Raw genomic sequence first — 20,370 nt, 5'->3', positions numbered from 1 at the left:
GGGCCTCAGTGAGGGAGTTGTGATCGTGGCGGTGGAACCGACCCCGGCCGGCCTGGACGCCGGTCGACAAAATTATTTGCAGATCAAGGGCGTCACTAAGAAGTTTGGCGCCTTCTACGCGGTCGACGATGTCGATCTGGTGATTCCGAAGAATGAAATCTTCGCCTTGCTCGGCAGCTCCGGCTCGGGCAAATCGACCCTGCTGCGCATGCTGGCCGGGATGGAGACGCCGACCGACGGGCGCATTCTGCTCGATGGCGAAGATATCACCGATCTGCCGCCGTATCGGCGCCCGGTCAATATGATGTTCCAGTCCTATGCCCTGTTTCCGCATATGACCGTGGCCCAGAACGTGGCGTTTGGCCTGAAGCAGGACAAGCTGCCGCGCGACGAGATCGAGGCGCGGGTCGAAAAGATGCTCGATTTGGTACAGATGCGCCAGTATGGCCAACGCAAGCCGCATCAACTGTCGGGCGGCCAGCAGCAGCGTGTGGCGCTGGCTCGTTCGCTGGCCAAGCGCCCCAAGCTGCTGCTGCTCGACGAGCCGCTCGGCGCGCTCGACAAGAAGCTGCGGGTGCAGACCCAGCTTGAACTGGTCAATGTGATCGAGTCGGTCGGCGTCACCTGCATCATGGTGACGCACGACCAGGAAGAGGCGATGACGATGTCCAAGCGCATCGCCGTGATGTCGGAGGGCAAGCTCAAGCAGGTCGGCAGTCCGCGCGAGATCTACGAGTTTCCCAATTGCCGCTTTACCGCCGAATTCATCGGTTCGACCAATATCTTCGAAGGTTCGCTGGCCGTCGATGAGCCGGGCCATATCATCATCGATTGTCCCGAGCTGCATAACCAGGTCTATGTCGATCATGGCGTGACCGGGCCGCAGGGCATGCAGCTGTGGTACTCGGTGCGGCCCGAGGACATCGTGCTGTGCCGCCAGCAGCCCGAAGGCCGCTACAACTGGTTCAAGGGCGAAGTCCACGATATTGCCTATATGGGCAGCCACTCGACCTACCATATCAAGCTGCCGTCGGGTCGGGTGGTGATCGTCAGCGTGCCGTCGAGCCACTGGGGCGACCAGAGCCCGGCCAGCTGGGGCGAGCCGATCTTCCTGCGCTGGCGTAACGACGCCGGGGTGGTGCTGACATCATGAAGCTGCGCCGCTTTCTGCCGTCAGGGCGCTTTGCGGTGATCGCGGTGCCTTATGTGTGGCTGCTGTTCTTCTTTGTGCTGCCGTTTCTGTTCGTGCTGAAGATCAGCTTTGCCGAGCCCGACATCACCCAGCCGCCCTATACCCCGCTGGTGCAGCAGGTCGACAACAAGATCACCCTGACGCTCGATACCACCAAGTATCAGACCATCAGCGACGAGATCAAGGCGTTTGCCACGGGCGACTGGGAGGAGGCCAAGACCCAGAGCCAGTATGTGGTGGCCTACTGGAATGCGCTCAAACTCGCCTTCCTGACCACTGTCTGCTGTCTGCTGATCGGTTATCCGCTGGCCTACAATATCGCCCGCGCCGACGAGGCCACCCGCAATACCCTGCTGATGATGGTGATGATCCCGTTCTGGACCTCGTTCCTGTTACGGGTCTACGCCTGGATCGGCATCCTCAAGGACAACGGGGTGCTCAATAATCTGCTGCTGGGGCTGGGGCTGATCGATGAGCCGCTGCAACTGCTCTATACCCCGTTCTCGGTGCTGCTGGGCATGGTGTACAACTATCTGCCGTTCATGATCCTGCCGCTTTATGCCCATCTGACCAAACTCGACGGTCGGCTGTTCGAAGCGGCGGCCGATCTGGGTGCCAAGCCCTGGACCACCTTTGTCTCGATCACGCTACCGCTGTCGAAAGCCGGCATTATCGCCGGCTCGATGATGGTGTTCATTCCGGCCGTGGGCGAGTACGTGATCCCGGCCCTGCTGGGCGGTGGCGATGTGGTGTTTATCGGCAACAAGCTGATGGACGACTTCGGCGCCAACCTCGACTGGCCGCAGGCGTCTGCCGTGGCGGTCACCATGCTGGCGCTGCTGATCGCACCGATCATCTGGTTCCATCGTTTCGAGATGAAGCAGCAGGAGGCCGGCAAATGAGCGCCCGTCGTATGCCGCTCAGCAACAAGCTCTATATGTGGCTGGGCTTTCTGTTCCTGTATGCGCCGATCCTGAGCCTGGTGATCTATTCGTTCAACGAATCGCGCCTGGTCACGGTCTGGGGCGGCTTCTCGCTCAAATGGTACGAGGTGCTGCTCAACGACGATGTGCTGCTGGCGGCCGCCAAACTGTCGTTCCAGATTGCCTTCCTGTCGGCCACGCTGGCCGTGGTGCTGGGGACGATCGCCGGTTTCGTACTGGCGCGCTTTACCCGTTTCCGCGGACATTCGCTGTTTGCCGGGATGACCACGGCACCGATGGTGATGCCCGAGGTGATCGTCGGCCTGTCGATGCTCCTGCTGTTCGTGGCCTTGCAGACGGGCCTGGCCTGCGGCGATCCGGCTCAGATGGGGCTGTTGCAGCGGCTGGGCTGCTGGCTGTTCGGCGAGCGCGGCATGATCACGATCTGGATCGGCCACACCACGCTCTGCATGGCCTATGTGGCGGTGCTGGTGCAGTCGCGACTGAAGGAAATGGACCAGTCGCTCGAAGACGCGGCGATGGACCTGGGTTGCCATCCGTTCAAGGTGTTCTTCGTGATCACCCTGCCGGTGATTTCGCAGGCGCTGGTGGCGGGCTGGCTGCTCAGCTTTACCCTGTCGCTCGACGACTATGTGCTGACCGCCTTCCTGTCCGGCCCGGGGTCAACCACCATGCCACAGTGGATCTTCTCCTCGATCCGGCTGGGTCTCACGCCCGAGATCAATGCACTGGCCACCATCGTGATCGTGATCGTCACCAGCTTTGTGGTGATTTCCAACCGGCTGATGCTGTCGGCCCAGGCCAAACGTGACCGTGCCATCCAGGCCGCGGCCGCAGGGACCGATAAGCAGGAATAAGCCCGACCTGGCCTGAGTAATAAGCCATGCATTTTATGCATGGCTTTTTTATTTTAATTCGAGACTGTATCTGGCATATGCGCCGATAGCTATATAAAAAATGCATAGCTACCCTGAATTCATCGACAGCGGACACCTGGTTGCCTGTCCGCCTCGGACAAATGGTCAGCCCCATCATCCTGATGGAGGATGATAGGTGCCCAAAGCCTGACCATACTGAAGCGATAAGTCGGGAACACCGCGCCGCCGCAGCCGGGTAGCAGGGGCGGCTAAGGGTCGTGTCTTCAAACAAAGCGAGCCCATGCCTCATTCCAGTCCGCTTCCATTCCGGCGTCGCGTCGGTGGCTATCTGCCCGGTTTTGTGCTGATCGCCGCAGCCTACTATCTGACCGGTCGTCTTGGGCTGCTGCTGGCGATTCCGCCCGGTTATGCCACGGCCGTCTGGCCGCCGTCGGGCATTGCGCTGGCGGCGCTGCTGCTGGGCGGCTACCGCTACTGGCCGGCTGTGCTGGTGGGCTCGCTGCTGCTGAATTTCGGTGTGGCAGTCGATAGCAGCGCTCAACAGGACTGGCACGAATCAGGACTGATCGCCGTCAGCATCTCGCTCGGTGCCGCCGTGCAAGCACTGGTGGGGGCGATATTGACGCGACGGCTGTTGGGGCAGCCGGCTAGGCTTGACGACGAGCGGGCGGTGGCCGGTCTATTGGTGCTGGGCGGGCCGCTGGCCTGCATGATCAATGCCAGTTGGAGCGTGACCGTTCTGGTGGCGGCAGGCTCGATCTCGCCGAGCGCCTACGGCTATAGCTGGTGGACCTGGTGGGTCGGCGACACCATCGGCGTACTGATCTTCGCGCCGCTGACCCTGATCTGGCACCCGGGCTCGGCCCGGGTATGGCGGCGGCGCCGGCTATTGATCACTTTGCCGTTGGCGGTGTGTTTTGCGCTGACGGTCTGGGTGTTCTTCCAGGTCAATCATTGGGAAGTGGTGCGGCAGCGCCAGTGGTTCATCGAACGGTCCGAGGACTTCCAGGACATGATGCAGAGCCGGATCAGCCGCTATATCGCCGAGCTTGAATTGATCCGCGATGTTCAGCAGCTCAGGCCCCGCTTCGATCGGGCGATCTTTCTGCCGCTAGCGGAAAACCTGCTGGCACGCGAGTCGGACATGTTGAGCCTGTCGTGGGTGCCCTGGGTGCCGGCAGCCGGGCGGGCCGAGTTTGAGCGCCTGCTCAGTGAAGAAATGGGGCAACCGCTACAGATTCTCGAAAGGCAGAAGGACGGTCAGATGGTCAAGGCAACCATGCGCGAGGCCTATGTGCCGCTTGACCTGATGCTTAACCGTAGCGGGTCGTCCCGGCCCATGCGTGGTTTTGATCTCCTGACCGAGCCCGCCCGGGCCGAAACCCTGCGACAGGCAGCAAGAAGCGGGCAATCGACGGCGACGGCCTGGGTGCCGCTGCTTAGCCGGCCTGATGAGGTGGGGGTGATCATCTATGTGCCGATCTACCGAACACCGGCGACTGCGGCGGAAAATCCCCGCCCTCTACAGGGCTATCTGGCTGGAGGCTTCCGTCTGACCGATCTGGTGGCGGCGGCCGTTGAGGATCAGCGGTTCGAGCAGATCGAATTCCGTCTGCACGACCGTGCGCTGCCGCAATCGAGCGCCCTGCATTTCTTCAGTGTCGGCGGCCGGCCGCACTGGTATTCGCCGCCGCTCAACGAAGTACGCAAGCTGTTTGGCGCCTCGCTGACGGTCGAAGTGGCCGGGCGGCAATGGGATTTGCAGGCCTGGCCGACCCCAGGCTATCTGGCGGCCAACCGAAGCTGGCATGCCTGGGCGGTACTGGCGAGCGGGCTATTGTTCACCGGGATCGTCGGCGCCTTCATGATGGTGCTGACCGGCCGCGCCAGCCGGGTGGCCTCGCTGGTCGAGCAGCGTACCGAGGAGCTGGCGCTGAGCAACCAGCGCCTGACCGAGGAAATCAGCCGGCGCAGCGAGAGCGAGCGCGATCTACAGCAGAAGAATCTCGAACTCGAACACGCCAATGCGGCCAAGGACCGTTTTCTGGCCAGCATGTCGCATGAGCTGCGCACCCCGCTCAACGCCATCATCGGCTTTACCGGCACCTTGCTGATGCGCCTGCCCGGTCCGCTCAACGAGGCGCAGCAAAGGCAGTTGCAGACGATCCAGCACAGCGCGCGCTATCTGCTGTCGCTGATCAACGATCTGCTCGACCTGGCCAGGATCGAATCGGGCAAGGTGCAACTGGCGCTGGAGAAGGTACGGTGCTGCGACGTACTGGAAGAAGTATTGCCAACCCTGCGGCCACTGGCCGAGGAGAAGGGCCTGCAGCTGGCGCTGCTGCCCGGTGGGGAAGCGGTCAGCGTGCATACCGACCGGCGGGCGCTGGCGCAGATCGTCATCAATCTGATCAGCAACGCGATCAAATATACCGAGCAGGGCGAAGTCCGGGTCGAGGTCAGACAAAGTGAAGTGGCAGGCACGAAGCTGGCGGAGATCCGGGTCAGTGATACCGGCTGTGGCATCCGCCCCGAGGACCAGGCCCGGCTGTTTCAAGCCTTCGGTCAGCTTGATGACTCGACCACCCGGCGCCACGACGGGACCGGACTGGGGCTTTATCTATCGCAAAAGTTCGCTCAGCTATTGGGCGGGCAGATCACCTTTTCGAGCGAATACGGCCAAGGCAGCGTATTTACCGTCACGCTGCCGGCGCTTTGAGATGAAGGCGGCAATCGATGGAGATCGATATCGTCCAGTTATATCGGGATCAGCAACCCGACGCAGTGGTGTTGCTTGCTGAGGATGGGACGGTGGCCCACTGGAGCGGCGGGGCCTCCGTACTGTATGGCTATGAGCCGGCTGCTGCGCTGGGCCGCAGCTTTGTCGAGCTGCTGGTGCCGCCTGAACGCTGCGCTAGCGAGCGCCAGCTGCTTGCCACGGCCTTTACCCGGGGCGATCTGACCCGTGAAGTGCTGCGACGGCGCGAGGACGGCAGTCTGGTCTATGTGCTGAGTTCCTGTCGCACGGTGGTGCAGGCTGGGCAGAGCTATCTGCTGTGCAGTGAAAAGGATGTCACCGAACTCAAGGTGCTGCGGCTGGCCAAGCTGATCGATGCGCGTTTTGGCGATCTGCTTGAATCGATACCCGACGGCATCATGGTCTCTGGCCCGACCGGGCGGATTATCAGCGTCAATACCCAGGCCGAGCAGATGTTCGGCTATCCGCCTGGCGGTCTGCGTGGCCTGCCGCTTGAGCTGCTGCTACCCGAGCGTTACCGGCGCCGCCATATCGACTATCGCGGCGGTTATTTCGCCCAACCACGGCCGCGCTCGATGGGGGCCGGGCTCGAACTGTTCGGGCTGCGCCAGGATGGCAGCGAATTTCCGGTCGAGATCAGCCTGAGACCGCTTGAAACCGACGAGGGGCTGCTGGTGATCAGCGCGGTACGCGATATCAGCGATCGGCTCAAGGCCGAGCGCAAATTCCGTGGTCTGCTCGAATCGGCCCCCGACGCCATGGTGATCGTTGACCAGGCAGGCATTATCGTGTTGGTGAACTCACAGGCCGAGCGGCTGTTCGGCTACCGGCGCGAAGCCCTGTTGGGGCAGCCGGTCGAATTGCTGATACCGAACCGTTTCCGCCGTGGTCATCCGGGCTTTCGGCAGGGATTTTTTGCCAACCCACGTCCCCGTGCCATGGGAGCCGGACTGGAGCTGTACGGGCTGCGCCAGGATGGCAGCGAATTCCCGGTCGAAATCAGCCTCAGCCCTATCGATACCGAAGAGGGGATGCTGGTATCGAGTGCGATTCGTGATATCAGCGAGCGGCGCGATTTCGAGCAGATGCTGCGGGAAAAGAATCTCGAACTCGAAGCGGCAGCCGAGGCCAAGGACCGTTTCCTGGCCAATATGTCGCATGAGCTGCGCACGCCGCTCAACGCCATCATCGGCTTTACCGGCACCTTGCTGATGCGTCTGCCCGGCCCGCTTACGGCCGAGCAGGAAAAGCAGCTACACACCGTGTCGGGCAGCGCCAAGCATCTCCTGTCCCTGATCAACGACCTGCTTGACCTGGCCAAGATCGAGTCGGGCAAGGTCGAGCTGCGGCTGGAGCGGCTGTGCTATCGAGCGGTGCTCGAACAAGCGATGTCGGTGCTGCGCCCGCTTGCCCAGGAGAAAGGGGTTGACTTCACGGTGCAATTGCCGCGGACCGTGCAGCCCGCCTATACCGACCAGCGTGCCCTGAGCCAGATCATCCTCAATCTGGCCAATAACGCGATCAAATTCACCGCAACTGGTGGCCAGGTCACGCTGAGCCTGCATCAGTATGCGGACAAGGGTCGTCTCTATCATGAGGTCAGCGTGCGCGACACCGGCTGCGGTATCGCCACCGAGCAGCGCGAGACGCTGTTCAAGGCCTTCTCCCGGCTTGATGGGCGCGATCACGAAGGGACCGGGCTGGGGCTTTATCTGTCGCAGAAGCTGGCACGGCTGCTGGGCGGCCTGATTACCTGCGACAGTGAGCCGGGCCGGGGCAGTACCTTCGTGCTGACCTTGCCCGATGACTGCGGCGAACGCTAGCGGAAGGAGCGACGATGGCACGCATTCTGGTGATCGAGGACAACCCCGACAATCTGGAGTTGATGACCTATCTGCTCAAGGCCTTCGGCCATCAGACCCTGACTGCCTGCGATGGCGAAAAGGGCATACAGATGGCAGCCGAGTCGCCGCCCGATCTGATCGTTTGTGATATTCACCTGCCGCACGCCGACGGTTATGCGGTGGCCAAGCGACTGAAGCGCAATCCATCGCTGGCGTCGATTCCCCTGATTGCCGTGACGGCGCTGGCCATGGTCGGTGATCGTGAGCGGGTGCTGGCCGGGGGCTTTGATGGCTATCTGACCAAGCCGATCGATCCGCAAGCCTTTGTCGGCCAACTGGAGAGCCATCTGTGGCATAGCGTGCCATCACTGCCGCCACCATCGCCCGCTTGGCAGCTATCGGCGCAGCCGGGCAAGCTACGGCAGGATGGGGCGCGCATCGTGGCGGTAGACGATAACCCGGTCAATCGCGAGCTATTGCGTCAGACGCTGGAGCCTTCGGGCTATCAGGTCTGGCTGGCTGGCGAGGTGGTCGAAGGGCTGGTGCTGATATGGCAGATCCGGCCCGATCTGATTCTGTCCGATCAACAGATGCCAAGTCAGGATGGTTTCGAGTTGATTCGCCAGGTCAAGGCTGAGCCGGCGCTGGCGGCGATTCCAGTGGTGCTGCTCAGTTCTTCCTGTTGGGGTAGCCGCGACCGCCAGGCTGCCCTGAGTCTGGGCGCTGCCCGCTTTATCGAGCGGCCGATCGAACCGCAGCGTCTGCTCGATGAGATTGCCGCCTGTCTGCAAGCAAGCGACGAGGATGCCTATGGCGACCGTCCTGATCGTTGACGACCGGGCCATCAACCGGCAGTTTCTGCGCACACTGCTTGGCTATGGCGGTTATCAGACCATCGAAGCCGACGATGGCGATGTGGCGCTTGAGAAGGTGTGGACCGAGCGGCCCGATCTGCTGATCGCCGATATTCTGATGCCGAGGATGAATGGCCTTGAAATGGCCCGCTGTCTGCGGGCCGATCCGCGCCTGGCCCATCTGCCCATCATCTTCTACACCGCGACCTACCGGCTGCGTGATGCCCAGGAACTGGCCGCCACCTGCGGCGCCGCCCGGGTGCTCGCCAAGCCTGCCGAACCGAAAGTGATCCTCGACACGGTGGCCGAGGTGCTGGGCGACCGGGCCAGATGGCCGTCCGAACCACTGCAAGACGCTGCGCCGACCGAGCTGGCCCCGACCCCGCACGATACCGAGGGCCTGAGCCTGCGGCTGTCGGCCTTGCTGGAACTCGGACTCGAACTCAATCTGCAACGTGACCCGCAACAATTGATCGAGCTGTGTTGCCGGGCGGCGCAGGACATCCTGACCGTACGCTGCAGCGGCGTCGCCATCGTGGGTGAAACGGGCCAATTGCAGCGGCACGCGACGCAAGGTTTGGCCGACCGCCGCCTGTTGCAGGCCATCGACCCCTGCGCCGGCCCGTGGGGCATGGCGCTGCGCAGCGGCAGGCTGGTGCGGCTTGATGAAGCGGAGACCGCCGCTGCCGGATTGCCGCCGGGTCATCCGCCGGTGCGGCATATGCTGGTGGTGCCGCTGCACACCAGTCAGCGCTGCTATGGCTGGCTCTATCTGGCCGATAGGCTCAATGGAGCCGGCTTTGACGACGCCGACGAACAGCTTGCGCTGGCGCTGGCGGCGCAGTTGGCCCAGTGCTACGAGAATCTCGAAGTGCTGGAGCAGGTGCAGCGTCATGCCGAGCAGCTGGAAATCGAGGTATCCGAGCGTCAGTTGGCGCTGGTGGCACTGCAAGAGAGCGAATCGCGCTTTCGACAGGTCGCCGGCAATATCCGCGAGATGTTCTATCTGGTGACAGCCGATCTGAGCCAGATTCTGTATATCAGCCCGGCCTTCGAAGCGATCTGGGGGATTCCTTGTCAGCAGCTCTACCAGGAGCCCGAGAGTTGGTTCAGTGCCATCCATCCCGATGATGTGTCCCGGGTGATCGCGGCCATCGGGCCTGATTCCCTGCCACAGCCTTTGCAGATGGAATACCGGCTAATCCGGCCTGATGGAAGCTGTCGCTGGGTGCAGAACCGGTCTTTTCCGGTCTATGACACCCAGGGAAAGGTCTACCGGCTGGCCGGCATCTGCGAAGACATTACCGAGCGCCATGAGCGCAATGTCCGTATCTCGCGGCTGAGCCGGATTCTGGCCGTGTTGTCGGGGATCAATTCGGCCATCGTGCGTATCCGCGACCGCCAGGAGCTGTTGCAGGAAGCCTGTGATATCGCCGTGCATAAAGGCGAGTTCCTGCTGGCCTGGATCGGCGAACTTGATGAAGGCAATACCGGCCGGGTAGTGGCCTGGCGCGGCGGTCAGTGCGATCCGACCGACCGGCTGCTGCTCAGCAGCGCGCCCGACAGCCCCGATGCCTACTATCCGGCCAATCAGGCGCTGCGGCTGCAACGGCCGGTGATCTGCAATGATCTGACGCTCGACCCGCAGCTGTTGCCGTTCTGCGGGCGTGAGCTGCAACACGGTTTTCGGGCGATTGCGGCCTTGCCGTGGCGGCAGGAGGGCCATGGTGGGGCGGTGATGGTGCTGTATGCCGGCGAACCCGGCTTTTTCGATGCCGATGAACTGCGCTTGCTCGGTGAACTGGTCGGCGATCTGTGTTTCGGCCTCGACTATATCGAGCGGGAAAGGCAGCTCGCTTATCTGGCGCTGTACGATCCGCTGACCGGTCTGCCCAACCGCAAGCTGCTGCTCGATCAACTCACCCTGCTGCTTGGCGCCGCCCGACACGAACAGCGTCAGTTGGCGGTGCTGGTGCTCGATCTCGACCATTTCCGCCAGATCAATGACCACAGCGGCCGGCATATCGGCGACCAGCTATTGCAGGAGGTGGCGCAGCGCTGGCGTGCCGTATTGGCCGAACCGGCCTGTCTGGCCCGCTTGGAGGCCGATGTGTTTGCGGTGGTGCTGACCGATCTGAACCATAAGGCCGAGGCTGCCTCCTTGCTAGGGCAGCAATTGATCGCAGCGCTGGCTCAACCTTTCGAGACCGGAGAGCGCGCCTTACGACTCGATGCCCGGGCTGGCGTGGCGCTGTTTCCCGACGATGCTGACGATGCGCCCACCCTGCTGCGCAATGCCGAGAGCGCGGTCAAGCAGGCTAAGTTGATCGGCGAGCGTTATCTCTACTACGACTTGGCTACCCATGCGGTGATGACGGAGAAGCTGGCGCTGGAAGAGGCGATGCGGCTTGCGCTGGAACAGCGTCGTTTCGAGATGTACTACCAGCCCAGGATCGATCTGGTGCGAGGCGAGATGGTCGGTGCCGAGGCGCTGCTGCGCTGGAATGATCCCGCCCACGGGCAGATTTCACCCGCCCGCTTTATTCCGCTGGCCGAGGAAACCGGACTGATCGTGCCCCTGGGCGAATGGGTCATCGATGCCGTCTGTGCCCAGCAAGCGATCTGGTTGGCACAAGGGCTGCCGATAGTGCCGGTGGCGCTCAATCTGTCGGCGGTGCAGTTCAACGATGTCCATCTGCCGCAGACGCTCCAGGCGGCGCTGGAGCGCCATAAGCTGCCGTCGGATTACCTGGAGCTTGAGCTGACCGAGTCGGCCGTTATGCGCGATCCAGACCGGGCGATCCGTCTGCTCTACGCTTTTCGCGAGTTGGGATTCAAACTGTCGCTCGACGACTTCGGCACGGGCTATTCCTCACTGGCCTATCTCAAGCGCTTTCCCTTCGATTGCCTCAAGATCGACCGGGCATTCGTCACCGATCTGACCCGCAACGCCGACGACGCCGCCATTGCCACGGCGATTATCGCCCTGGCCCATCAATTGAAGTTGCGTACCGTCGCCGAAGGGGTGGAGACCGAAGCACAGCTCAATTTCCTGCGCCGGCATGGCTGTGACGAGATGCAGGGCTTCTATTTCAGCCGGCCTCTGGAGGCCGAGGATTTCAGCCCGCTATTGTGCAGCGGTTGCAAGCTCACGCTGACCGCCTTGTCTGGAGAGGCATAGCGGGCCGTGCTGGGTGGCTAGGGCATTTCCGGGATCAGACTGGAACCTGACGCTGGGTGTCCGGACGATCTGACGCGGAAATGCACTAACCCACCTTGCCGGCATTAACGCCGTCGGTGGCAAGAGGGGAGAGGGGCGGATCAGTCCTTACACTCGAAGCCATGCTTTTCGCGGTAGAACTTCACTTCGGCTTTGGACATCTGCTTGAACAGGGCGCAGACGGTATAGCTGCCGATCTGGCGGCCGTCTTTGACATAGCCCCAGTCGGAGATCTGGGCGCGGCTGAATTCGTATTCCTGGCCACCTTCGACGCTATCGACGATACGTGGCTGGTTGGAGATGATGCCTTTGAAGCGGTCCTGGCCCAGCGACTTGAACGGTGTGACCCACAGATGTTCGGTGCCGTTTTCGTCTTGCACCATCACCTTGAGCCGGAAATCACTGGCTTCCTTGGGCGGCTTGGCGTTGATGGCCAGGAATTCGTCGAGCGAGGCGCGGGCGCGCTCGATGGCGGCGACCATCTCGGGGTCTTTTTCCTGCACCTTGATAAAGGTACGGGCATCGGCAGCCTGGGCCAGAAGTGGCAGGGTCAGCAGCAGCGAAGCGGCGAGCTTGAACATGGGGAATTTTCCGATTGAGCGGTGTCGCCTGGGTGGCGGACATTTTGATAGGGTGGACGTCTTGCTAACAAAGCGGGCACAGCCTAACCGGACCCCGGCGGCGCGCCAAGAGAAAAACTGCCAGCGCAGTCTGTAGAAGTTTGCTTGAAAAAAGATTAATTTCTATTTTCTTATGGCTATAGATCTAGAAGCCATCTGTCTGGAAATTTTCCTAAAGACAAGTTTGGCAGTTTTCCCCGTTCCGATTCCCTCCGCTTAAATCTTGAACTGCTCGACGGCGATCTGTAGCCGGGTCGCCAGTCGGGCCACTTCCTCGCTGGCGATGGCGGTCTGCTGGGCGCCGCTGGCGGCTTCGCCGACGATATTGCGAATCTGTCGGATATTGCCGGTCATTTCATCGACCATCTTGTCCTGGCGGGCGCTGGCCAGCGCGATTTCGTCGTCGAGCTGGGCGATCTGCCGGGCCGAATCGGCCAGCCGCTCGATGGCCGAACCGGCTTCATGGGCGCGCTTCAAGCCAAGATCGGCCTTGCCGCGACTGTTTTTCATTGCCATTACCGCGTCTTCGGTGCCCTGTTGCAGCTCGCTGATCACCTCCTGGATTTCGGTGGTGGATTCGTGGGTGCGGTTGGCAAGCGTGCGTACCTCGTCGGCCACCACCGCAAAGCCACGGCCTGCCTCGCCCGCCCGTGCAGCCTCGATGGCGGCGTTGAGTGCCAGCAGATTGGTCTGCTTGGCGATATCGTTGATCACCAGCAGCACCGTGCCGATTTTCTTGCTATTGCGCGACAACTGCTCGATCACTTCGGCTGCGTTCTGTACCTCGCTGGTGGCTTCGCTGATGGTCTGAATCGCATCGGCCACCACGCTATGACCGCGCTTGGCCTCTTCGTCGGCGTAGGCGGCGGCTTCGGAAGCCTTGGCGGTGCTGTTGGAGATTTCATGGATCTGGTGGCCCAGCTCCGATACCACGCTGACCACTTCGTCGGTCTGCTGTTGCTGTGCCTGGATACCGACGTTGGCCTGTTCGGTGATCCGGGTAGTCTGCTCGGCGGCCGCAGCCAGTTGGATAGCGGTTTCGGCCACTTGCTGCATCACGCCTTGCAAGCGGGCGACAAATAGATTGAAGGAGCGCGAGACTTCGGCGAATTCGTTCTTGCCCTGGACTTCGAGCCGGCGGGTCAGGTCGGCATCGCCCGAGGCGATAGCATGAAGCGCATGGTTGAGCCGGCTCAGCGGTTTGAGCACCACCGCCGACAGACTGAGCGACAGCGCTACCAGCAGCACCACATCGAGCACCACAATCTGGATCAGCAGGGCGATCCAGTTGTCGCGCACCGCTTCCTCGACTTCGTCGCGCGACACATAGACATGGGCGGTGGCCACCTTCTTCATGGTGCCGCTGTCGTCGAACATCAGATCGACCTTAAAGGGCGTGCCGCTGAGTTGGTCGTCCTTGGCCGCCGGGGTGGGTTTGCCGTCGCTGCCGCGCTTGCGGCCGCCCAGGAATTTGCCGTCCATCTCAAGCAGAATGCCATGCACGATGGATTCGCCCATTTCCGCTTCGAGGATTTTGCCGATCTGGCCTTCATTGAAGTTCCAGATTGCCTCGGGCAGGCTCAGTTGCAGCCGGCCGGCCAGCGCCCGCTGCTGCTCGGCCAACCCTTTCTCCAGCCGGTCGCGGGTGACGGCGCCGTTATAGGCTCCCAGCAGCGCCAGAACCGTCGTGACGATCACCACAAACAGAAGATTGAGACGCCCCTGGATGCTGTGAAAGAAGTGCATCGCAAACTCCCAGTAAAGATGGATGGGAAACCCCGGCAGCTTGCTGCCGACGAATCAGGCGCTGCGGTCGCGGTAGCCGGAGAAATGCTGCTCCAGCTCCCGTGCCAGGATTTTTTCAGCGTCGCCGATAAAAGCACTGAACTGCATCCCGCTGCGGAAACACTGCGCCTTGCTGTCGTGTACGGTATAGATTATCTGGGCCCGGGTTTGCACGATCTGGCGGACCCCACCGGCCGAGAGGGGAAAGCGTGGCGGGATTTCGATATACAGCCAACCATGAAAATTCCCCGGTAAGGTCTGCTGGCAATGCAGCGCAATACCGGTACGCGAAATATTGACGCTACGCGCTTCGATCACCCGCTCCTCATCGAGCAGGACGGCGACCCGCCAATGCGCCGGGTAACGCGTGGCGCGTGGCTGGACCAGTTCCTGGGTGGGCTGATGCGACTTGAACATGGACGACAGATCCAGTCCCGGCGTATGGGTTTTGTGCTGTCTGGCTTGCATGGGCGCAGGCTCCGGAATGCACCACACCTGGCCGGAAGATAGAGGGTCAGCCCGAAGGATAGAACCTATCGGCGGCTTTGGCGTGGGCCCGAAAAAATATATTAATTAGAAAACAAGAGAATTCTAATTTTTTGGGCTCGGCAAGACCAGTGTCGTTGGCTTAGGGATTTCCCCCGATTGGCAAAATCCTGCCAAAGCGCTAGCACCCGATCCGTGCAGCAGCCAGCACAAGACCCTGTTCAGGGAAGAGGGGATTTAGAAAAAATTAAGCAAAAAACTTGCAAGATTAGATGATGTATTTTTAAGAAAAGGAAATATAAAGGACGAAATTGCTGGCAATGCATGCGCTACTGTCCCGGCCCGCTTTGCGCGAAACCTGTCTAGAACACAGCGCAACTCTTCGCTAGACAAGTTTCGCCCGCCCTCAGCGCGGCGGCGGTTGCAGCAAGGCGGTCCGTCCGGGGCCGAGCAGTGCCTCGCTACGCAGCCGCCAGTGACCGCTCGGGTCCTCGAGTTGCACCAGCCAGCGCTGGTGCGGCAAAGGCTCGTTCAGGCGGCCGAGATAGAGGCCCGGTGCTTCGGGGCGCAGCTCGACCTGGCGGTCCAGACCGGCCCGGGTCGGATGGACCAGCCGCAGTTGCAACTGGGTTTCCTTGCCCGGCATCTGTAGCCGCAGCGTCTGGCCGTCTTCGCCCAGCAGCAGTTGGGCCGACAGCCCCAGCTCGCGCGCGGCATGGTCGCGTTTGAGTTCCATGCCGATTTCCTGGCCACGCTTGTAGTAGTCGTCGGCCACCAGCCCGTCATTGCTGCGCAGCGCCAGCCACAGCATCACGGCGCAGCCAACGAGGCTGAGCGCCAGCACACCGAGAAACAGCCACACCATGGGCTGGCGCTGCCAGCCCTGCGACTTGTCTTGCATCAGATCACCTGCCGATAAAGCTGGCCTTCTCCTTGACCTTGAGGGTCAAGTCATCGGCCGATTGAACTTCGAAATAGATCTTCTTCGAGCCGCGCGACACATGCTGGGGTTCGGCCTGCACCCGCACCCCGACCACCGCCGTGCCATTGGCCGGCACGCTGATCACTTCGCCATGGTCGGTGATCACCCGCAGATCGGGCAGACCATCGGCGCGGATGGCAAAGCGGTGCGGCAGCTCGTCGGTATTCTGGATCTGGATACGGTAGCTGTTCTCGTATAGCCCCTCGTCGGTCTCGCGGGTCAGGGTATTGCGGTCGCGCGTCACATTGACCACGATCGGCGACTTGGTCAGCAGTGAGAAGACCACCCCGGCCGTCACGATCAGCAGCGCCGCCGAGTACATCACCACCCGAGGCCGCACGATATGGTTGACGATCTGGCTGTCGGGATATTTGTGTGCCAGCGCATTCTCGGTGGTATAGCGAATCAGGCCGCGCGGGTAATTCATCTTGTCCATGATCGAGTCGCAGGCGTCGATGCAGGCGCCGCAGGCGATGCACTCGTATTGCAGACCGTCACGGATATCGATGCCGACCGGACAGACCTGCACACACACCTTGCAGTCGATACAGTCGCCCAGCCCTTCGGACTTGTAGTCGGCGTCCTTGCGCCGGCTGCCGCGCGGGTCGCCGCGTTCGGCGTCGTAGCTGATCAGCAGCGTGTCGGGGTCGAACATCACGCTCTGGAAGCGGGCATAGGGGCACATATATTTGCACACCTGCTCGCGCATCCAGCCGGCGTTGCCGTAGGTGGCAAAGCCGTAGAACAGGATCCAGAAGGTCTCCCACGGCCCGTAGCTCAGCGACGGCAGCTTGTCGGCCAGTTCACGGATCGGGGTGAAGTAGCCCACGAAGGTGAAGCCGGTCCACAGGGCGAGCGCGATCCACAGCGCATGCTTGGTGAGCTTGAGACGGAACTTGCGTGGCGACAGCGGGGCGGCATCGAGCTTGATGCGGGCATTGCGGTCACCCTCGACCAGCTTCTCGATCCACAGAAAGATCTCGGTATAGACGGTCTGCGGACAGGAATAGCCACACCACAGGCGGCCGCCGATCGAGGTCCAGACGAACAGGCCAAGCGCGCTCATCAGCAGCAGCGCGGTCAGATAGATAAAGTCCTGCGGCAGGAACACCAGGCCAAAAACGTAGAATTTCCGCTCGACCAGATCGAACAGCATCATCTGGCGCTCGTTCCACTGCAACCACGGCACGCCATAGAAGAACAGCTGGGTCGCCACCACCCAGAACCAGCGCCACTGGGTGAAGCGGCCGTTGATCCAGCGCGGATAGACCTTCTTGGCCGCCGCATACAGCTTGACCAGCTCGACCTCTTCACTGGCCGGTACAGCCGGATCCGGCGCAGGGGCAGCCGGCACCACCTTGATCGGGATGTTTTTGAATGACTGGGTCATGATCGGGGAGGGGGAGGACAAAGATTTTTCGGCAACCGCACGGGTTGGCGGAAAACATCTGTCTGGAAAAACGGCCATGCCGTGAGGCATGGCCGTGATCAGCTTAGGGCTGCGTATCGCCGCTGCGCTGCGACAGACCGTAGACGTAACCGGCCAGCAGGTGGACCTTGCCTTCGCCGAGGAATTCCTTCCAGGCCGGCATATAGTTCTTGCGGCCGTTGGTAATCGTCTCGACGATGGTGGTCTTGGTGCCGCCGTAGAGCCAGACCTTGTCGGTCAGGTTGGGGGCGCCGAGTGCCTGGCTGCCCTTGCCCTCGGTACCGTGGCAGGCGACGCAGACCTGGTCGAAGGTCGCCTTGCCGCGCACGGCACGCTGGGCGTCGAACTCACCCGGGCCCACGCCTTCCTTGCGGCCGGCGATCTTGAGCACATAGTTGGCCACGTCCTTGACCTTCTCTTCACCGAAGGCTGCGCCGAATGCCGGCATCTGACCCTGCCGACCGGCGTTGATGGTCTCCTGGATCTTTTCCGGCGTGCCGCCGTAGAGCCAGTCGTGGTCGGTCAGGTTGGGAAAGCCCTTGGCACCGCGGGCATCCGAGCCGTGGCACTGCATGCAGTAGGTCAGGAACAGGTTCTGACCCATCTTCTGTGCCTCGGGGTCCTTGGCGATGGTGGCCAGGTCCTGTTTCAGATACTTGTCGTACAGTGGCTTGACCTCGGCATCCTTGGCCACCACTTCGGCGCGGTACTGGCCTTCCTGGCTCCAGCCCAGCCGGCCCGGATAGGCGCCAAGGCCGGGATAGAACACCAGATAGCCGACCGAGAACACGATGGTCAGGTAGAACAGGCCGATCCACCACTTGGGCAGCGGATTGTTGTACTCCTGCAAGTCGCCGTCCCATACATGGCCCAGTGTCTCGACCTTTTCCCCTTTCTTGACCTTGACCACGCTCTGCGACTTGAGCACATAGGCCAGGGCAATCAGGGACAGGATAACGATGCCGGCGATGTAGTAATTCCAGAAGTCGCTCATGATTTCTCACTCCACTGCGGCGTGGGCGTGTCTTGGTCTTCGATCGGTTGCAGGCTGGCTTCCTTGAAGCCATTCTGGGCCGGCCGGCCCCAGGCCCAGAGCACGATGGCGCTGAAGCACAGGAAGGCTGCCACGGTGGTGATTTCGCGGAACAGATTGATTTCCATGGCTTACCTCACGTTCTTCAGTGCCAGGCCCAGACCCTGGAGATAGGCAATCAGCGCCTCGATCTCGGTCTTGCCTTCGACATCCTTGGCGGCGGTCTGGATCTGCTGGTCGGTGTAGGGCACGCCGAGCTTGCGCATGGCTTCGAGCTTCTTCGGCATCACCGCGGCATCCACCTTGTTGTCGGCCAGCCAGGGGAAGGCCGGCATGTTCGACTCGGGCACCACATCGCGCGGGTTGATCAGGTGCACGTAGTGCCACTCGTCGGAGTAGCGGCCGCCAACCCGGGCCAGATCGGGGCCGGTACGCTTGGAGCCCCACTGGAACGGGTGGTCGTACACCGATTCACCGGCCACCGAGTAGTGGCCGTAGCGCTCGGTTTCGGCACGGAACGGCCGGATCATCTGCGAATGACAGTTGTAGCAGCCTTCACGGATATAGATATCGCGGCCGGCCAGTTGCAGCGCGGTATAGGGCTTGACGCCCGGAATCGGCTGGGTGGTCTGGCGCTGGAACATCAGCGGCACGATCTCGACCATGCCGGCGACGCTGATCACCAGCAGGGTCAGGACGATCAGGTAGCCCACCCGCTCTTCGATCAACTTCTGGATTTTTTCCATCATGGCGGGGACTCCTTAGTGGGCCGGGGCCAGCGCCGGGATGGGCGCATCGACCGGTTTGCCCTGCATCGCGGTGCGGGCGATGTTGTAGGCCATCAGGAACATGCCCGACAGATACAGCGCGCCGCCGATAAAGCGCACGACATAGTAGGGGTAGGTAGCCTTGACCGAATCGACGAAGGCGAAGGTCAGGGTGCCGTCGGGGTTGGTGGCACGCCACATCAGACCCTGGGTCACACCGGCCATCCACATGGCGGCGATGTAGAGCACCACGCCCATGGTAGACATCCAGAAGTGGGCTTCGATCAGCTTGATCGAGTACATCCGGTCGCGGTTGAACAGACGCGGCACCAGGTAGTAGATCGAACCGATCGAGATCATGGCCACCCAGCCCAGCGCGCCCGAGTGGACGTGACCGATGGTCCAGTCGGTGTAGTGCGACAGCGCGTTCACGGTCTTGATGGCCATCATCGGACCTTCGAAGGTCGACATGCCATAGAACGACAGCGCGGTGATCATGAACTTGAGGATCGGGTCGGTACGCAGCTTGTGCCAGGCACCCGACAGGGTCATCACGCCGTTGATCATGCCGCCCCAGCTCGGTGCCAGCAGGATCAGCGAGAACACCATGCCGAGCGACTGGGTCCAGTCGGGCAGGGCGGTGTAGTGCAGATGGTGCGGGCCGGCCCACATATAGGTGAACACCAGGGCCCAGAAGTGCACCACCGACAGGCGATAGGAGTAGACCGGGCGGCCTGCCTGCTTCGGCACGAAGTAATACATCATGCCGAGGAAGGCGGCGGTCAGGAAGAAGCCGACGGCGTTATGGCCGTACCACCACTGCACCATGGCATCGACGGCACCGCTATAGGCCGAGTAGGACTTCCACATCGTCACCGGCATTTCCAGGTTGTTGACGATATGGAGCAGGGCCACGGCCAGGATAAAGGCGCCATAGAACCAGTTGGCCACATAGATGTGCTTGATCTTGCGCTTGGCGATGGTGCCGAAGAACACGATGGCGTAGGCGACCCAGACCAGGGTGATCAGGATGTCGATCGGCCATTCGAGTTCGGCGTATTCCTTGCCGCTGGTATAGCCGAGCGGCAGGGTGATGGCCGCCAGCACGATGACCAGTTGCCAACCCCAGAAGGTAAAGGCGGCCAGTCCGTCGGAGATCAGCCGGACTCCGCTGGTCCGTTGCACCACATAGTAGGACGTGGCGAACAATGCGCAGCCGCCGAAGGCGAAGATCACGGCATTGGTATGGAGAGGGCGCAGACGGCCGAAGTGGAACCAGGGCCCGTAGTTGAGTTCGGGCCAGGCAAGCTGGGCGGCGATGATGACGCCGACCAGCATGCCGACGATACCCCACACTACCGTCATGATGCTGAACTGTCGCACCACCCGATAGTTATAGGTCTCCGCCCCATGTCCTTCGGGGCCAAGCGCAGGGTTGGCTTGCATGGAAATCTCCGTTGTATTGAAACTAGAACCCTTGACGGCGAATGGGTTGTAAACACCGCTGCCTTGGTGCATGCGGTGCCGGTACTGCTGCCTCGCCGAGATCATTCAAGACGGGGTCGATCACGCGGCGAC

The 20,370-nt window shown here is 61.7% G+C and carries 16 protein-coding genes; 7 read left to right on the top strand and 9 right to left on the bottom strand.

The window, feature by feature from the left end; translation table 11 throughout:
* The first annotated feature begins 52 nt into the window (after nucleotides 1-52).
* From ACFOW7_RS08730 to ACFOW7_RS08700, 7 genes are all read left to right on the top strand, one after another.
* Nucleotides 53-1,153, top strand: coding sequence for an ABC transporter ATP-binding protein (locus ACFOW7_RS08730; protein WP_378167994.1), 1,101 nt, complete (start codon nucleotides 53-55; stop codon nucleotides 1,151-1,153).
* Nucleotides 1,150-2,094 (top strand): ABC transporter permease subunit, encoded by a 945-nt coding sequence (locus tag ACFOW7_RS08725; RefSeq protein WP_378163182.1) that lies wholly within the window; start codon nucleotides 1,150-1,152, stop codon nucleotides 2,092-2,094. Before ACFOW7_RS08730 ends, ACFOW7_RS08725 begins: the two co-directional genes overlap by 4 nt.
* Nucleotides 2,091-2,993, top strand: coding sequence for an ABC transporter permease subunit (locus ACFOW7_RS08720; protein ID WP_378163180.1), 903 nt, complete (start codon nucleotides 2,091-2,093; stop codon nucleotides 2,991-2,993). The genes ACFOW7_RS08725 and ACFOW7_RS08720 overlap by 4 nt, the downstream gene beginning before the upstream one ends.
* 301 nt (nucleotides 2,994-3,294) lie before the next feature.
* Nucleotides 3,295-5,733 (top strand): CHASE domain-containing protein, encoded by a 2,439-nt coding sequence (locus tag ACFOW7_RS08715; protein WP_378163178.1) that lies wholly within the window; start codon nucleotides 3,295-3,297, stop codon nucleotides 5,731-5,733.
* Nucleotides 5,734-5,750: 17 nt separating this feature from the next.
* Nucleotides 5,751-7,595, top strand: coding sequence for a PAS domain S-box protein (locus ACFOW7_RS08710; RefSeq protein WP_378163176.1), 1,845 nt, complete (start codon nucleotides 5,751-5,753; stop codon nucleotides 7,593-7,595).
* A 14-nt stretch (nucleotides 7,596-7,609) separates the two neighbouring features.
* Nucleotides 7,610-8,449 carry a response regulator gene (locus ACFOW7_RS08705; protein WP_378163174.1) on the top strand — a complete coding sequence of 280 codons (840 nt, stop codon included), beginning with the start codon at nucleotides 7,610-7,612 and terminating at the stop codon, nucleotides 8,447-8,449.
* Nucleotides 8,427-11,651 carry an EAL domain-containing protein gene (locus ACFOW7_RS08700; RefSeq protein WP_378163172.1) on the top strand — a complete coding sequence of 1,075 codons (3,225 nt, stop codon included), beginning with the start codon at nucleotides 8,427-8,429 and terminating at the stop codon, nucleotides 11,649-11,651. The genes ACFOW7_RS08705 and ACFOW7_RS08700 overlap by 23 nt, the downstream gene beginning before the upstream one ends.
* Nucleotides 11,652-11,791: 140 nt before the next feature.
* On the opposite strand, the gene ACFOW7_RS08695 is transcribed toward ACFOW7_RS08700, so the two are convergent.
* The 9 genes from ACFOW7_RS08695 to ccoN all read right to left on the bottom strand — a co-directional run bounded on the left by ACFOW7_RS08695 (nucleotide 11,792) and on the right by ccoN (nucleotide 20,238).
* Nucleotides 11,792-12,271 (bottom strand): YegJ family protein, encoded by a 480-nt coding sequence (locus ACFOW7_RS08695; RefSeq protein WP_378163170.1) that lies wholly within the window; start codon nucleotides 12,269-12,271, stop codon nucleotides 11,792-11,794.
* 255 nt (nucleotides 12,272-12,526) lie between these two features.
* On the bottom strand, nucleotides 12,527-14,056 hold the full coding sequence (locus tag ACFOW7_RS08690) for a methyl-accepting chemotaxis protein (RefSeq protein WP_378163168.1): 1,530 nt from the start codon (nucleotides 14,054-14,056) through the stop codon (nucleotides 12,527-12,529).
* A 54-nt stretch (nucleotides 14,057-14,110) separates the two neighbouring features.
* Nucleotides 14,111-14,512 (bottom strand): hypothetical protein, encoded by a 402-nt coding sequence (locus ACFOW7_RS08685; RefSeq protein WP_378163166.1) that lies wholly within the window; start codon nucleotides 14,510-14,512, stop codon nucleotides 14,111-14,113.
* Nucleotides 14,513-14,987: 475 nt separating this feature from the next.
* Entirely contained in the window at nucleotides 14,988-15,482 is a 495-nt protein-coding gene (locus ACFOW7_RS08680) for a FixH family protein (RefSeq protein WP_378163164.1), read from the bottom strand.
* A gap of 4 nt (nucleotides 15,483-15,486) precedes the next feature.
* Nucleotides 15,487-16,974 carry a cytochrome c oxidase accessory protein CcoG gene (gene ccoG, locus ACFOW7_RS08675; protein WP_378163162.1) on the bottom strand — a complete coding sequence of 496 codons (1,488 nt, stop codon included), beginning with the start codon at nucleotides 16,972-16,974 and terminating at the stop codon, nucleotides 15,487-15,489.
* 82 nt (nucleotides 16,975-17,056) lie between these two features.
* Complete coding sequence (ccoP, locus tag ACFOW7_RS08670) at nucleotides 17,057-17,986, bottom strand: cytochrome-c oxidase, cbb3-type subunit III (RefSeq protein WP_378163160.1); 930 nt, start codon at nucleotides 17,984-17,986, stop codon at nucleotides 17,057-17,059.
* The gene (locus tag ACFOW7_RS08665; RefSeq protein WP_378163158.1) at nucleotides 17,983-18,153 is read right to left on the bottom strand and encodes a cbb3-type cytochrome oxidase subunit 3; all 171 of its coding nucleotides are present in this window, start codon (nucleotides 18,151-18,153) and stop codon (nucleotides 17,983-17,985) included. Before ACFOW7_RS08665 ends, ccoP begins: the two co-directional genes overlap by 4 nt.
* A gap of 3 nt (nucleotides 18,154-18,156) precedes the next feature.
* Nucleotides 18,157-18,771, bottom strand: coding sequence for a cytochrome-c oxidase, cbb3-type subunit II (gene ccoO / locus ACFOW7_RS08660; protein WP_378167992.1), 615 nt, complete (start codon nucleotides 18,769-18,771; stop codon nucleotides 18,157-18,159).
* Nucleotides 18,772-18,786: 15 nt separating this feature from the next.
* Nucleotides 18,787-20,238 carry a cytochrome-c oxidase, cbb3-type subunit I gene (ccoN, locus tag ACFOW7_RS08655; protein ID WP_378163156.1) on the bottom strand — a complete coding sequence of 484 codons (1,452 nt, stop codon included), beginning with the start codon at nucleotides 20,236-20,238 and terminating at the stop codon, nucleotides 18,787-18,789.
* Nucleotides 20,239-20,370: the final 132 nt, after the last annotated feature.

Source organism: Chitinimonas lacunae (genome assembly GCF_042650885.1).
GTDB classification, from domain to species: Bacteria; Pseudomonadota; Gammaproteobacteria; order Burkholderiales; family Chitinimonadaceae; genus Chitinimonas_A; species Chitinimonas_A lacunae.
The sequence above is the reverse complement of the archived record's forward strand: the minus strand, read 5'-3'. Positions and strand labels throughout refer to the sequence as shown.